Raw genomic sequence first — 13,984 nt, 5'->3', positions numbered from 1 at the left:
CCTCATCCTGCACCGTGCCCGGCCAGCTCCCGCACGGCCCCGACGAGCGCGTCGCCGTCCAGCAGCACCCGGTCGTTGTGGTCCGCCCCGGGCACCTCGACCAGCCGGTGCAGCCGCGCGGCGGCGCCGGCCACGGCCCGGCTCTGCTCGGGCGGCACCACGGAGTCCGCCGTCCCGAGGACGACGGTGGTCGGCACCCGCACCCGGGCGACGTGCTCGGCGACCGGGAACCGGTCCCGCAGCAGCGCCCGCACCGGCAGGAACGGGTAGTGCACGCTGCCGACCGCGGCGAGGTCGACGAACGGCGAGCGGAGCACCAGCCCGGCCGGCGGGTGCTCGGTGGCCAGCTCCGTGACCACTGCGGCGCCCAGGCTCTCCCCCAGGTACAGCAGCCGGTCGGCGGGCACGCCGGCGTCCTCGAGCAGGAAGGAACGGGCCGCGCGCACGTCCAGCGCGAGCCCCCGCTCGCTCGGGCTGCCGGGGTTGCCGGCGTAGCCGCGGTAGTCGAAGAGCAGCACCCCGAGCCCCGCCCCGCGCAGCGCCGCCGCCAGCGGCGCCCGGAGGCCGCGGTGGCCGCCGTTGCCGTTGGCGACCAGGACGGCCGGCGCGTCCGGCGCCGGGCCGGGCAGGTACCAGCCGGCCAGGGACAGGCCGTCGGCGGTGTGCAGGACGACGTCGCGGGCCCCGGGGAGCACGGCGGCGGCCGGCTTCCCCGGGCCGGCGTCGGGCAGGTACACCAGGTGCCGCTGGAACGCCCACAGCAGGCCGGTCAGCACGACGACCACCGTCCCCACGACCGCCGCGCCGATCAGGACCGGGCGCAGCACGCCCCGAGGATCCCGCATCGGGCCCGCCGGCTCGACCCGGGCCGGGCACCGGTCCCGCCGCCGGGGACACTGCGGGCATGGGAGCCGAGTACGCGCCGAGCACGGTGCCGTGGGTGCGCGACGAGGTCGCGCACATCGAGCGGACCGGCGCCGCGTTCGGCGGCCGCCCGGTCGTGCTGCTGACCACCGTGGGCGCCCGGACCGGGAAGCTGCGCCGGACCCCGCTGATGCGGGTCACCCAGCGGGGCGTCTACGCCGCCGTCGCCTCCGCGCGCGGCGCCGACCGCCATCCGGACTGGTACGCCAACGTGCTGGCCGAGCCCGCGGTCGGGCTCCGGGACGGGGACCTGGAGCTGGACCTGGTGGCCCGGGAGGTCACCGGCGACGAGCGCTCCCGGTGGTGGTCGGTGGCCTGCACGGCGTTCCCGTCCTACGTCGGGTACCAGCGGCGCACCCGGCGCCGGATCCCGCTGCTGCTCCTCGAGCTCCCGGCGCCCGCGGCAGGCTGAGCCCGGGACGGCGTCCTCCGCCGGTCCCCGCTGCGGCGTCGGGGCTGCGCCGTACCGTGCAGCCCATGAGTCGCACGCACCCTGAACTGCGCACCCCGCCGGCACTGGCCGATGGCGGGCTGCGCGTGGTCGCCCTGGGTGGCCTCGGCGAGATCGGCCGGAACATGACGGTCTTCGAGCACGCCGGGAAGCTGCTGGTCGTCGACTGCGGCGTGCTCTTCCCCGAGGAGCACCAGCCCGGGATCGACGTCATCCTCCCCGACTTCACCTCCATCCGGGACCGGATGGACGACGTGGTGGCGATCGTGCTCACCCACGGCCACGAGGACCACATCGGCGGCGTCCCGTACCTGCTGCGCGAGCGGGCCGACATCCCGCTGGTCGGCTCCAAGCTGACGCTGGCCTTCATCGAGGCCAAGCTCAAGGAGCACCGGATCAAGCCGTCCACCGTCGAGGTGTCCGAGGGCGACCTGGTCGGGTTCGGCCCCTTCGACCTGGAGTTCCTGGCGGTCAACCACTCCATCCCCGACGCGCTGGCGGTGGCGATCCGCACCCCGGCCGGGCTGGTGCTGCACACCGGCGACTTCAAGATGGACCAGTTCCCCCTCGACCGTCGGATCACCGACCTGCGCGGGTTCGCCCGGCTCGGCGAGGAGGGCGTCGACCTGTTCCTCACCGACTCCACCAACGCCGAGGTGCCCGGGTTCACCACGTCCGAGGGCGAGCTGACCCCGGCGATCGAGAAGGTGTTCCGCACCGCGCCGAAGCGGGTGATCGTCTCCAGCTTCGCCAGCCACGTGCACCGCATCCAGCAGGTCCTCGACGCCGCGCACGCGCACGGCCGCAAGGTGGCGTTCGTGGGCCGGTCGATGGTCCGCAACATGGGCATCGCCCGGGACCTCGGCTACCTCGACGTGCCCAAGGGGCTGGTCGTGGACCTCAAGGCGCTGGAGAAGATGCCGGCGGACAAGGTGGCCGTCGTCTGCACCGGGTCCCAGGGCGAGCCGATGGCTGCGCTGTCCCGGATGGCCAACCGGGACCACGTCATCCGGATCGAGGAGGGCGACACGGTGCTGATGGCCAGCTCGCTCATCCCGGGCAACGAGAACGCGATCTACCGGATCATCAACGAGCTCACCCGGTGGGGCGCGAACGTGGTGCACAAGGGCAACGCCAAGGTGCACGTGTCCGGCCACGCCAGCGCCGGCGAGCTCGTCTACTGCTACAACCTCGTGCAGCCCCGCAACGTGATGCCGGTGCACGGCGAGTGGCGGCACCTCAAGGCCAACGGCGAGCTCGCGATCCGCACCGGCGTGCACCCGCGCGGCGTGGTGCTGGCCGAGGACGGCATGGTCGTCGACCTGGTCGACGGCCGGGTGAAGATCACCGGCAAGGTGCCGGCCGGGAACGTCTACGTCGACGGCGAGACCGTCGGCGGGGCCACCGAGGCGTCGCTGAAGGACCGGCGGAACCTGGCCGAGGAGGGCGTCATCACCGTGGTGGCGATCGTCGACGTCGAGACCGGACAGCTGGCCGAGACCCCGGACTTCCTGGCCCGCGGCTTCGTGCACGACGAGAGCACGTTCACTGCCGTCGTCCCGCTGATCGAGAAGGCGCTCGCCCGGGCCGCCGAGGAGGGCGTCGGCGGGGCGATCCAGCTCGAGCAGCTGATCTCCCGCGCGGTGCAGAACTGGGCGCACCGGACCTACCGGCGCAGCCCGATGATCATCCCGGTGGTCATCGACGCGTGAAGGACCCCGTCCTCCTCACCCTTCGCAGGCTCAGGGTGAGGAGGACGGGGACGCCCGCCGGGGAGTGCCGCGCCGGCCCGCGCGCTACGTGCGGAGCTGGAGGATCACCCTGCCGTCGATGACCGCGGGCGGATCCACCGTCAACTGGGGCAGGTTCTGCCTCACCCAGTCTCCCGCCACGCGCGTGGACTCATCCGTCCCGGTCCGGTCCTCGAAGACGCTGACGCTGAAACCCCCGTCCTCGGTCCTCACCAGGAAGTAGCTGACGAACCCGGACACACCCCGGATGACCTGCTCCACCTCATCGGTCCGCCGCTCCAACTCATCGAAGAGCTGCGAGTTGCCCTTGTAGTGCCGGATGACCGCGTGCACGTGGTCCTCCTCGAGACGTCGACGAACTCCTCGGCCGACATGGTCCGGCTGCCTGCGCAGGTGGACAACGGCACAAGGTCCCGTAGCCGGTCCTCTCTCCCGCAGGGACCCCGGAGACACTCGGCGACCGCCTCGGGCCGGGCATGGCACCCGAGTCGGCACCGGCCGCCACCCCGGCCGCCGGACCTGCCGCCCGCGCACCTGTCCTCGGGCTCGTGCGCGACGAACCGCCGGGGGCCACCGCGCGGACCCTGCCAGCGGGCACATCATCACTGTGCAGGTCGCCGACGGCGAGCTCCCGTCTGGCGTTCACCCCGTGACCGCCCCACCCGGCGCAGGGCCCACGGGCGGCTCCTCCACCACCACCACGACGTTGCCGTCGGGGTCGCGCAGCATGAACATGAGCGGAGCGCCGGGGGTGCGCATCGGCTCCGGGTCGAGGTCGATGCCGCCGATGGCGGCCAGGCGCGCGTGCTCGCCAAGGACGTCCGCCGTCTCCACCCCGATCGAGCTGCCGCCGGGCTCGCCGCCCATCGGTGGGTTGAGCGCCAGCCGCGCCCGGGACCCGGGCGGGGCCACCTCCAGCCAGCGCATCTCGTCGTGCTCACCGAAGCGGGTGTCGCCGCGCACCTCGAAGCCGAGCTTCTCGGTGTAGAAGGCGAGGGCCGCGTCCTGGTCCTCGACGGCGAACATGGCCACGCCGATGTTCGTGATGGTCGTCCGGGTCCGCTGTGTTCCACTCATGACCTCTGGACCGGGCGAGCCGGGGGATCCCATCGGTGCCGTGGCCCTGTCTCTGCGGGACGTCCCATCCCGGACCGCCGGCACCGATCGCGGACGCCCGGCCCTCTCGCCGTTGTGCACCCCCTGCGGTCTCCGCGGGGACCGAGGCAGCAGGTGGTGCACGACGGCAGGGCTGCCTCATCCGGCCAGGAGCTCGTCGAGCCGTTCGTAGCCCTCACGGACGCCGGTCTCCATGCCGCTGGCCAGGAAGGCGTCCCGGCCCTCGAAGGAGTCGACCAGCGAGGTGGCGGTCAGCCGGGTCCGGCCGTCCCCGAGGTCGGTGAGCACCAGACGCTCCAGGGCGACGCCGTCGGGCATCCCCTCGAAGGTGAAGGTCTGCACGATCAGCTCGGCCGGGCGCACCTCGTGGAAGCAGCCGCGGAAGCCGTACTCCTCGCCGTCCGAGGTGTGCACGTACCGGTAGGAGCCGCCGGTGCGGCAGTCGAAGGAGTCGACCCGCATCTCGACGCCGCGCGGGCCGAGCCAGCGGACGAGCAGCTCCGGGTCGGTGTGCGCGCGGAACACCTTCTCCGGCGGGGCGTCGAACTCGCGGGTGATCCGGACGAGCGGGACGTCGGGGTCGGCGACGATCGCGGTCTCGTGGTGGGTGCCGGCGGTGGTCATGTCGGTGCTCCTCTCTCGGGTGGTGCGGTGCGGGGCACGTCGTCCGGCATGGCCCGGAGGACGTCGTCCAGTCGGCGGTACCGCTCCTCGGCCTCGCGGCGGTAGCGCTCGATCCACGCGGTCATCAGGTCGAACACCTCGGCCTCCAGGTGCACCGGCCGGCGCTGCGCGTCCCGGCTGCGGGTGACGAGGCCGGCGTCCTCGAGCACCTTGAGGTGCTTGGACACCGCCTGGAGGGTGACCTGGTAGGGCTCGGCCAGCTCGTTGACCGTGGCGTCCCCGGCGGCCAGCCGGGCCACCATGTCCCGCCGGGTGGGGTCGGCCAGCGCCGAGAACACCCGGGACAACGGGTCCGCCACGGCAACCTCCTCAACCGGTCGGTTGACCACGAGGGTGGCCCGGTCCGACGCGGTTGTCAACCCCCCGGTTGACCACGACGGCCGACTACCGCAGCCGCCCCCGCGCCCGGCATGATCCAGGTTCCGCGTACCGCCGCCGGTCGTCCCGGCGGCGGACGGGGTCCCTGGGTGGTCACCGAGGCCGGCCCGGTGCTGAACGGAGTGCTGCGTGCGGATCGGTGTCCCCCGTGAGTCCCGTCCCGGCGAGACGCGCGTCGCCACCACCCCGGCCACCGTCGTGCAGCTGCGGGCGCTCGGCCACGAGGTCCTGGTGGCCTCTGGGGCGGGCCTGCCCAGCAGCTTCCCCGACGAGGCCTACGCCGCGGCCGGCGCCGAGGTGGTGGACGACGACACGGCGTGGCAGGCCGAGCTGGTGCTCCGGGTGAACGCGCCGACCCCGGCGGAGATCGGCCGGCTCCGGGACGGCGCCGTCCTGGTCAGCCTGCTGGCCCCGGCGCTCGCACCGGAGCTGCTCGACGAGCTCGCCCGGCGTCCGCTCACCGCGCTGGCCATGGACGCCGTCCCCCGCATCTCCCGCGCCCAGTCGCTGGACGTGCTGAGCTCGATGGCCAACATCGCCGGCTACCGGGCCGTCATCGAGGCCGCGCACACCTTCGGCCGGTTCTTCACCGGCCAGGTCACCGCCGCGGGCAAGGTCCCGCCGGCCAAGGTGCTCGTCGTCGGCGCCGGGGTCGCCGGGCTCGCCGCGATCGGTGCCGCCAGCAGCCTGGGGGCGATCGTCCGCGCCACCGACGTCCGGCCGGAGGTCGCCGAGCAGATCCGCTCGCTGGGCGGCGAGTACGTGGCGGTCCCGGCCGGCGAGCAGGAGGTGAGCGCCGACGGCTACGCCCGCGAGATGGGCGAGGACTTCAACCGGCGCGCCGCGGAGATGTACGCCGAGCAGGCGCCCGACGTCGACATCATCATCACCACCGCGCTCATCCCCGGCCGGCCCGCGCCCCGGCTGATCACCGCGGAGATGGTCGCCAGCATGCGGCCGGGCAGCGTGGTCGTGGACATGGCCGCCGCGATGGGCGGCAACGTGGCCGGCACCGTCCCCGACGAGCTGGTGGTCACCGACAACGGGGTGTCGATCATCGGCTACACCGACCTCCCCGGGCGGCTGCCCGCGCAGGCCTCGCAGCTCTACGCGACCAACCTGGTGAACCTGCTGAAGCTGCTCACCCCCGGCAAGGACGGCCGGCTCGTGCTGGACCTCGACGACGTCGTGCAGCGGTCGATGACCGTCGTCCACCGCGGGGAGAAGACCTGGCCGCCCCCGCCGGTGCCGGTCTCGGCCGCACCGCCCGCACCGGCCCGGTCCGCCGAGGTCGTCCCGGCGGCGCCCAAGCCACCGCCGTCCCCGGTGCGGCGCTTCGCCCCGGTCGTGCTGGGCGCGGGGCTGTTCTTCCTGCTCACCGCCCTCTCCCCCGCCGACCTGCGGGGGCACCTGACGGTGTTCGCGCTGGCGATCGTGATCGGCTACTACGTCATCGGGCACGTGCACCACGCGCTGCACACGCCGCTGATGTCGGTCACCAACGCCATCTCCGGGATCATCGTGGTCGGCGCGCTGCTGCAGATCGGGCACGGCGAGCCGGTCGTGACCACCGTGGCCGTCATCGCCGTCCTGCTGGCCAGCATCAACGTGTTCGGCGGATTCGCCGTGACCCGCCGCATGCTCGGCATGTTCACGAGGGGCTGAGGCATGACCGAGCCTGCGAGGTCCGGCAACAGAGTCGCTGCGGGCAGACGCTCGACGAGCGCCAGCGAGGAGAGCGCGTGACCGCCGAGTCCGCCGTCCAGGCGGCGTACGTCGTCGCTGCCCTGCTGTTCATCCTCAGCCTGGCCGGGCTGTCCCGGCACGAGACCGCCAAGGCCGGCAACGCCTTCGGCATGGCCGGCATGGCGGTCGCGCTGGCCGCCACGATCGGGCTCGCCACGCGGAGCAGCAGCGGCACCGGCATCGCCCTGCTGGCCGGCGCGATGGTGGTCGGCGCCGCGATCGGCCTGTGGCGGGCCCGCCGGGTCGAGATGACCGGGATGCCCGAGCTGATCGCAATCCTGCACAGCTTCGTCGGGCTCGCCGCCGTGCTGGTCGGCTGGAACGGCTACCTGTCGGTGGAGGCACAGCCCGACGAGCAGACCGAGGTGGCCGCCTCGCTGCTGGGCATCCACTCCGCCGAGGTGGTCATCGGCGTGTTCATCGGCGCGGTCACGTTCACCGGCTCGATCGTGGCGTTCCTCAAGCTGTCCGGCCGGATCCGGTCCAACCCGCTCATGCTGCCCGGCCGCAACCTGCTCAACCTGGGCGCGCTGGTGGTCTTCGCCGTCCTCACGGTGCTGTTCGTCGTGGCGCCGTCGCTGGGGCTGCTGATCGCCGTCACGGTGCTCGCCCTGGCGCTGGGCTGGCACCTGGTCGCCTCGATCGGCGGCGGGGACATGCCGGTCGTGGTGTCCATGCTGAACAGCTACTCCGGCTGGGCCGCGGCCGCGTCGGGGTTCCTGCTGGCCAACGACCTGCTGATCGTCACCGGGGCACTCGTCGGCTCCTCGGGTGCCTACCTGTCCTACGTCATGTGCCGGGCGATGAACCGGTCCTTCCTGTCGGTCATCGCCGGCGGATTCGGCAACGAGGGCGGCACCGCCGCCGACGTCGACCACGGCGAGCACCGCGAGACCAGCGCGGAGGACGTCGCCCAGCTGCTCCGGGACGCCGACTCGGTGATCATCACGCCGGGCTACGGGATGGCGGTGGCGCAGGCGCAGTACCCGGTCGCCGAGCTCACCCGCCGGCTGCGCGAGCAGGGGGTGACGGTGCGCTTCGGCATCCACCCGGTCGCCGGCCGGCTGCCCGGGCACATGAACGTGCTGCTGGCCGAGGCCAAGGTGCCCTACGACGTCGTCCTGGAGATGGACGAGATCAACGACGACTTCCCCGACACCTCGGTGGTGCTGGTCATCGGCGCCAACGACACGGTCAACCCGGCGGCGATCGACGACCCGGCCAGCCCGATCGCCGGCATGCCCGTGCTCCACGTGTGGGAGGCCGAGGACGTCGTCGTCTTCAAGCGGTCGATGAGCACCGGCTACGCCGGCGTGCAGAACCCGCTGTTCTTCCGGTCCAACAGCGCCATGCTGTTCGGGGACGCCAAGGAGCGGGTGGAGGACATCCTCCGCGCCCTGTGACGTCCCGACGCACGGACGGAGGGACGATGCCGCTCTACCTGACCAGGTTCAGCTACACCCCCGAGACCTGGGCCCGGCTGATCGAGCACCCGGAGGACCGCCGGGTGGCCGCGCAGACCTACATCGAGTCCGTCGGCGGCCGGCTGCACGGGTTCTGGTACGCCTTCGGGAGCCACGACGGCTACAACCTCTGGGAGGCCCCGGACAACGTGTCGATGGCCTCCGTCGTGCTGGCGATCGGCGCCGGCGGGGCGCTGCACTCCATCGAGACCACCGTGCTGATGTCGGTCGACGAGACGCTCGAGGCGCTCGGGCGGGCCCAGCAGGTCCGGTACCGGCCGCCGGCCACCTAGCGACCTCCCGCCCCCGGCCCACGGCGACCGCGGCAGCCCGACCGCCGCGGGGGTCTCCCGTCACGGTCCCGGGCCGTCCACCCGGTGCGGTGCCGGCAGCAGCACCAGGGCGGTCGTCGCCACGACCAGCGACACGGCACCCACCAGGGCGGACGCTCCACGTTGTCCGGCGGCTCCGCTGAGGACGCCCGCCGCGAGCGGCGCGACGAGGCCCGCGCACCCCCAGGACGTGAAGACCCTGGCGTACACCCGGGGGAAGGCGCGCACGCCGACCCGGTCGGCGGTGGCGGCCGGCACCAGGGCGGACACCGCTCCGTACGCCAGGCCCGTCCCGGTGAACGACGCCAGGACCAGCCCCGCGCCGGCCTGCCCGGCCAGCCCGGCCACCGAGCCGGCGGCCACGGCCAGCGCCGTCGCCAGCGCCGGACCTCGCCCGACCCGGTCGGACCACCAGCCGCACGCCAGCCGTCCGACCAGGTTGCCGGCGGCCAGCAGGGAGACGGCCGCACCGCCGGCAGCCGGGCTGAGCCCGAGTCCGACGGCCAGCGGTGCCGCCGTGCCGAAGACCAGGAGCCCCGGCGCCGCCCCGCCGGCGAAGAGCAGCCACAGCAGGACGACGGTCCGGCGCTCGCCCGGCGGCTCCTGACCACGAGCCCGCTCGCCCGACCGGTCCGCCGGTGCCAGCGCCGCCGCGGCTCCGAGCAGGGCACCGACCGCCACGGCCAGCGTGGCGAGACAGGCCCGCCAGCCCACGCCCGACACGGCGGCGGGGGCCACCAGCCCGAGCAGCACCGGACCGGCAGCATAGGCCGCCACCACCAGGCCGGTCACCGTCCCCCGGCGGGCGACCGGAGCGCGGGCGGCGAGCCCCACCGCGACGCCGCACCCGACTCCGCTCGCGGCACCGAACAGCACCGCGATCCCGCCCCACAGGGCGAGCGGGTGCTGACCGGCGGCGGCCGACCCCAGTCCGGACGCCGCAGCCACGGCGGCACCGGCGAGCAGCCACCGGGGCCCCAGCGTGTGCACCGCCCGGCCCGCCCACAGCAGCGCCAGGGTGAAGGCCGCGATCGCGGCGGCGAAGACCGCACTGCCCGTGGCGGCGGGCGCCCCGACGTCCGCCACCGCCTCGGCGGCGACCAGGCTCCAGCCGAAGAGGGTGCCCGCCGCCAGGTTCGCGACCACGGCGGACACGACCGACCGCTGCACCGCTCCATCCCACCGCGTCGACGTGCCCGCGAGGAGACCTCGCTGCGGGCCCGCCACCGCCCGACCGCGAAACATGATCGACATGCACGCGTCATCCATCCGACACACCGGAGGAGAACTGCCGGTCGGTGACGACGCGCCGGGGCCCGCGTCGGAGACCCGGGACAGCGGGCTGGGCAGTGCTGCGACGGGTTGACCGCCTGCTGCGGCCGCGAGAAGGGTCTCCCTGGTCCAGGAGGTGCCGGGCGGGCCCGGTTCCAGCCGGAGGTGCGCCATCGCCGTCTACGTGTACCGGTGCCCGGACCACGGCCCGACGGAGGTCAGCGCCGGCATGGGCACGGCCGGCACGGCGGTCCCCTGCCCCGTCTGCGGCGGGGCGGCCCCGCGGGTGTTCACCGCTCCGCGCCTCTCGTTCGGGTCGCCGGTCCGGCGCGCGCTCATCGACCGCACCGAACGCACCCGCGAACAGCCCGACGTCGTCGCCGCGCCGCCGCCGCGACCGGTGCGGAGACCGCGGGACGACGGGGCGCGCAACCCCGCCCTCGGGCGGCTGCCCCGGCCTTGAGGACGACGTCCGACCCACCGGCACCGGGACACCGGATCGGCGGCACGAGGGAGGAGACGACATGGCCAGCGTTGGTCTGCTCTACGTCGGGGCGGTCCTCGTCGTCAACGGGTTGATGCTGCTGGGCCGGGTGGACGCCCCGGCGGCAGCGCCGCTCAACTTCTTCGTCGGCGGGCTGCAGGTGGTCACGCCGACGTACCTGCTGTTCACCTCCGGCGGCGACCCCGACGCCGTCCTCGCCGCCTCCGGTCTCTACCTGTTCGGCTTCACCTACCTGTACGTGGGCCTGAACCTCACCCTCGGCCTGGACGGCACCGGGCTGGGCTGGTTCTCCGCCTTCGTGGCGGGGTGTGCGGTGGTCTACGCCGGACTGAACTTCGGCCGGCTCGACGACCCCGCCTTCGGCGTCATCTGGCTGTACTGGGCCGTGCTGTGGGCGCTGTTCTTCCTGGTGCTCGGCCTGAAGCGGGAGGAGCTGACCCGGTTCACCGGGGTGATCGCCATCGTCGCCGGGGTGGTGACCTGCGCCGTCCCGGCCTTCCTGCTGCTGACCGGCGTCTGGGCGGACAACGTCTCGACGTCGGCGATCGTGCTGGCCGTCGTCCTGCTGCTCTCGCTGGCCCTGTTCCCGGCGTTCCGTGACCGGCGTGCTCCGGCGGCCGGCGCCCCGGCGCCGGAACTGCGCGAGGGCTCGGACGCCGGACACCACCGGCCGGACGCCCCGACGAACCGAGGGAGGTGACGCTCATCGACGACCTGCCCGACCACCCGCACCCGGACCAGGAGGCCAGGAATGCCCGACGTCGTCTTCCCCCTCGACTCCAGCAGGAAGTTCACCGACCAGCAGTACCTCGGCCACAACCGGTGGCACCCCGACATCCCCGCCCAGGTGACGGTCCGGCCCGGGGACAGCTTCCGGGTGCACTGCCGCGAGTGGTTCGACGGCGCCATCCACAACGACGACTCGGCCGACGACGTGCGGGACGCGCCGCTGTCCACCGTGCACGTGCTCAGCGGTCCCTTCGCGATCGAGGGCGCGGAGCCCGGTGACCTGCTGATCGTCGACATCCTCGACGTCGGGCCCATCCCGCAGGAGGACTCGGGACCGCTGGCCGGGCAGGGCTGGGGCTACACCGGGATCTTCGCCACCCAGAACGGCGGCGGCTTCCTGACCGAGCAGTTCCCCGACGCCTACAAGGTCATCTGGGACTTCTCCGGGCAGACGGCCACCTCCCGGCACGTCCCCGGCGTGTCCTTCACCGGGATCGTGCACCCGGGCCTCATGGGCACCGCCCCCTCGGCGGAGCTGCTGGCCCGCTGGAACCGGCGGGAGGGGGCACTGATCGCCACCGACCCCGACCGGGTGCCCCCGCTGGCCCTGCCCCCGCTGCCGCAGGACGCGATCCTGGGCGGGCTGGAGGGCGCGGAGTTCGACCGCGTCGCCGGGGAGGCCGCCCGGACCGCTCCGCCGCGCGAGAACGGCGGCAACCAGGACATCAAGAACCTGACCAAGGGCAGCCGGGTGTTCTACCCGGTCTTCGTGCCCGGCGCGAAGCTGTCGATGGGCGACCTGCACTTCTCCCAGGGCGACGGGGAGATCACCTTCTGCGGGGCCATCGAGATGGGCGGGTTCATCGACCTGCACGTCGACCTGATCAAGGGCGGCATGGAGACCTACGGGGTGGGCGAGAACGCGATCTTCATGCCGGGCAACGTCGACCCCCGGTACGAACGCTGGCTGGCCTTCTCCGGCACGTCGGTGACCCTGGACGACGAGCAGCACTACCTGGACTCGCACCTGTCCTACCAGCGGGCCTGCCTGCACGCGATCGACTACCTGACGAGGTTCGGCTACTCCCCCGAGCAGGCGTACATGATCCTCGGCGCCGCCCCGATCGAGGGCCGGCTGTCCGGGGTCGTGGACATCCCGAACTCGTGCTCCACGGTCTACCTCCCGACCGCGATCTTCGACTTCCCGGTCGCCCCGTCGGCGTCCGGCCCGGTCCGGGTCGACCCGGGCATGGGCGTGCCGCGGTCCAGCTTCTGAGCCCCCCACCTCCACCCCCGAGGAGCAAGCGATGCCCGAGGTCATCTTCGAGATCAACCGCGACCTGAGCGTGCCCATGCGCGACCAGGCGGTGCCCGGCCACAACCGCTGGCACCCCGACATCCCACCCGCGGCGACCATCCGCCCCGGCAGCACGTACCGGGTCGAGTGCAAGGACTGGACCGACGACCAGGTCCGCAACAGCGACGACGCCGACGACATCCGCGAGATGAACCTCGACCCCTGCCACGTGCTCAGCGGCCCGTTCGCGATCGACGGCCTCGAGCCCGGCGACATCCTCGTCGTCGACATCGTGGACATCGGGCCGTTCGACGTGCAGCCCTGGGGGTACACCGGCATCTTCGCCAAGGAGAACGGCGGCGGCTTCCTCACCGACTACTCCCCCGGGGCCTCCAAGGCCATCTGGGACCTCGACGGCATCTGGACCAGCTCCCGCCACGTCCCGGGCGTCCGGTTCATCGGCAACTCCCACCCCGGCCTGTTCGGCTGCGCCCCCTCCGCCGACCTGCTCGCCGAGTGGAACCGGCGCGAGCAGGCGCTGATCGACCTGAACCCCGACCGGGTGACCGGCGACGTCCCGGCCAACCAGGGCGACGTGCAGGGCGCCCCGCAGGTCCCCGGGCTGGCCCTGCCCCCGTTGCCCAAGGACGCGCTGCTCGGGACGCTCAGCGGCTCGGCGTTCGAGAAGGCGGCCGCGGTCGCCTGCCGCACGATCCCCCCGCGGGAGCACGGCGGCAACGTCGACATCAAGGACCTCGGCGTCGGCAGCCGGGTGTACATGCCTGTGTTCGTCCCGGGCGGGCTGTTCTCCATCGGCGACCTGCACTTCGCCCAGGGAGACGGCGAGATCACCTTCTGCGGCGCCATCGAGATGCCGGGGTTCATCGACCTGCACTTCGACGTCATCAAGGGCGGGATGGACCGGTACAAGACCGACATGCCGTTCTTCAAGCCCGGCCGGGTCGGCCCGAACTACTCCGAGTTCCTCACCTTCGAGGGCATCAGCGTGGAGGACGGCCGGAACTACTACATGAACGCCACGGTCGCCTACCGCCGGGCCTGCATCAACGCCATCAACTACCTGATGCCGGCCATGGACTGGACGTTCGAGCAGGCCTACCTGTTCCTGGGGGCGGCGCCGATCGACGGCCGGATCGGCGGTGTGGTCGACATCCCCAACAGCGCGGTGTCGCTGAGTATCCCGTTGTCCATCTTCGACCGGAACCTGCTGCCGGACGGCGCCGGCGGCGGCCGGGACCTGACCGCCGACTGACGCGCTACCGCGGTCCGGGGGCCGTGGACGCCCCCGGACCGCCCGCCCGAGAGGAGCACCTCA

15 protein-coding genes are annotated in these 13,984 nt (G+C 73.3%); 9 read left to right on the top strand and 6 right to left on the bottom strand.

The window, feature by feature from the left end; all coding sequences use genetic code 11:
- Nucleotides 1-2 precede the first annotated feature (2 nt).
- Nucleotides 3-827 carry an alpha/beta hydrolase gene (locus tag ACWIX6_RS10315; protein ID WP_448616756.1) on the bottom strand — a complete coding sequence of 275 codons (825 nt, stop codon included), beginning with the start codon at nt 825-827 and terminating at the stop codon, nt 3-5.
- Nucleotides 828-904: 77 nt separating this feature from the next.
- Between ACWIX6_RS10315 and ACWIX6_RS10310 the strand changes: the two genes are divergently transcribed.
- Both ACWIX6_RS10310 and ACWIX6_RS10305 read left to right on the top strand, forming a co-directional pair.
- The gene (locus ACWIX6_RS10310; RefSeq protein WP_448616755.1) at nt 905-1,336 is read left to right on the top strand and encodes a nitroreductase/quinone reductase family protein; all 432 of its coding nucleotides are present in this window, start codon (nt 905-907) and stop codon (nt 1,334-1,336) included.
- Nucleotides 1,337-1,401: 65 nt separating this feature from the next.
- Nucleotides 1,402-3,087: a ribonuclease J gene (locus ACWIX6_RS10305; protein WP_448616754.1), complete on the top strand. Its 1,686-nt coding sequence runs from the start codon at nt 1,402-1,404 to the stop codon at nt 3,085-3,087.
- 84 nt (nt 3,088-3,171) lie between these two features.
- Here ACWIX6_RS10305 and ACWIX6_RS10300 read toward each other — a convergent pair whose 3' ends face one another.
- The 4 genes from ACWIX6_RS10300 to ACWIX6_RS10285 form a co-directional block, all read right to left on the bottom strand.
- Nucleotides 3,172-3,459: a hypothetical protein gene (locus ACWIX6_RS10300; RefSeq protein ID WP_448616753.1), complete on the bottom strand. Its 288-nt coding sequence runs from the start codon at nt 3,457-3,459 to the stop codon at nt 3,172-3,174.
- Nucleotides 3,460-3,768: 309 nt separating this feature from the next.
- Nucleotides 3,769-4,203 carry a VOC family protein gene (locus ACWIX6_RS10295; protein WP_448616752.1) on the bottom strand — a complete coding sequence of 145 codons (435 nt, stop codon included), beginning with the start codon at nt 4,201-4,203 and terminating at the stop codon, nt 3,769-3,771.
- Nucleotides 4,204-4,380: 177 nt separating this feature from the next.
- Nucleotides 4,381-4,866, bottom strand: a complete 486-nt coding sequence (locus ACWIX6_RS10290) for an SRPBCC family protein (protein ID WP_448616751.1) — start codon at nt 4,864-4,866, stop codon at nt 4,381-4,383.
- Entirely contained in the window at nt 4,863-5,225 is a 363-nt protein-coding gene (locus tag ACWIX6_RS10285; protein ID WP_448616750.1) for an ArsR/SmtB family transcription factor, read from the bottom strand. The genes ACWIX6_RS10290 and ACWIX6_RS10285 overlap by 4 nt, the downstream gene beginning before the upstream one ends.
- 208 nt (nt 5,226-5,433) lie before the next feature.
- On the opposite strand from ACWIX6_RS10285, the gene ACWIX6_RS10280 reads away from it, so the two are divergent.
- From ACWIX6_RS10280 to ACWIX6_RS10270, 3 genes are all read left to right on the top strand, one after another.
- Complete coding sequence (locus ACWIX6_RS10280) at nt 5,434-6,969, top strand: Re/Si-specific NAD(P)(+) transhydrogenase subunit alpha (protein ID WP_448616749.1); 1,536 nt, start codon at nt 5,434-5,436, stop codon at nt 6,967-6,969.
- 77 nt (nt 6,970-7,046) lie between these two features.
- Nucleotides 7,047-8,453: a Re/Si-specific NAD(P)(+) transhydrogenase subunit beta gene (gene pntB, locus ACWIX6_RS10275; RefSeq protein ID WP_448616748.1), complete on the top strand. Its 1,407-nt coding sequence runs from the start codon at nt 7,047-7,049 to the stop codon at nt 8,451-8,453.
- A 26-nt stretch (nt 8,454-8,479) separates the two neighbouring features.
- Nucleotides 8,480-8,806, top strand: coding sequence for a GYD domain-containing protein (locus tag ACWIX6_RS10270; protein ID WP_448616747.1), 327 nt, complete (start codon nt 8,480-8,482; stop codon nt 8,804-8,806).
- 60 nt (nt 8,807-8,866) lie between these two features.
- On the opposite strand, the gene ACWIX6_RS10265 is transcribed toward ACWIX6_RS10270, so the two are convergent.
- Nucleotides 8,867-10,015 (bottom strand): MFS transporter, encoded by a 1,149-nt coding sequence (locus tag ACWIX6_RS10265; protein ID WP_448616746.1) that lies wholly within the window; start codon nt 10,013-10,015, stop codon nt 8,867-8,869.
- A 331-nt stretch (nt 10,016-10,346) separates the two neighbouring features.
- Here ACWIX6_RS10265 and ACWIX6_RS10260 point away from each other — a divergent pair, with 331 nt between their 5' ends.
- The 4 genes from ACWIX6_RS10260 (at nt 10,347) to fmdA (ACWIX6_RS10245) (ending at nt 13,921) form a co-directional block, all read left to right on the top strand.
- Nucleotides 10,347-10,580, top strand: a complete 234-nt coding sequence (locus ACWIX6_RS10260; RefSeq protein ID WP_448616745.1) for a zinc ribbon domain-containing protein — start codon at nt 10,347-10,349, stop codon at nt 10,578-10,580.
- A gap of 61 nt (nt 10,581-10,641) precedes the next feature.
- Complete coding sequence (locus ACWIX6_RS10255; protein ID WP_448616744.1) at nt 10,642-11,322, top strand: AmiS/UreI family transporter; 681 nt, start codon at nt 10,642-10,644, stop codon at nt 11,320-11,322.
- A 51-nt stretch (nt 11,323-11,373) separates the two neighbouring features.
- Nucleotides 11,374-12,627 carry a formamidase gene (fmdA, locus tag ACWIX6_RS10250; protein ID WP_448616743.1) on the top strand — a complete coding sequence of 418 codons (1,254 nt, stop codon included), beginning with the start codon at nt 11,374-11,376 and terminating at the stop codon, nt 12,625-12,627.
- Nucleotides 12,628-12,658: 31 nt separating this feature from the next.
- On the top strand, nt 12,659-13,921 hold the full coding sequence (gene fmdA / locus ACWIX6_RS10245; protein WP_448616742.1) for a formamidase: 1,263 nt from the start codon (nt 12,659-12,661) through the stop codon (nt 13,919-13,921).
- Nucleotides 13,922-13,984: the final 63 nt, after the last annotated feature.

The organism is Modestobacter sp. URMC 112, from assembly GCF_053502575.1.
Note: the sequence above shows the minus strand (reverse complement) of the source record. Positions and strands in the feature narration are given on the sequence as shown.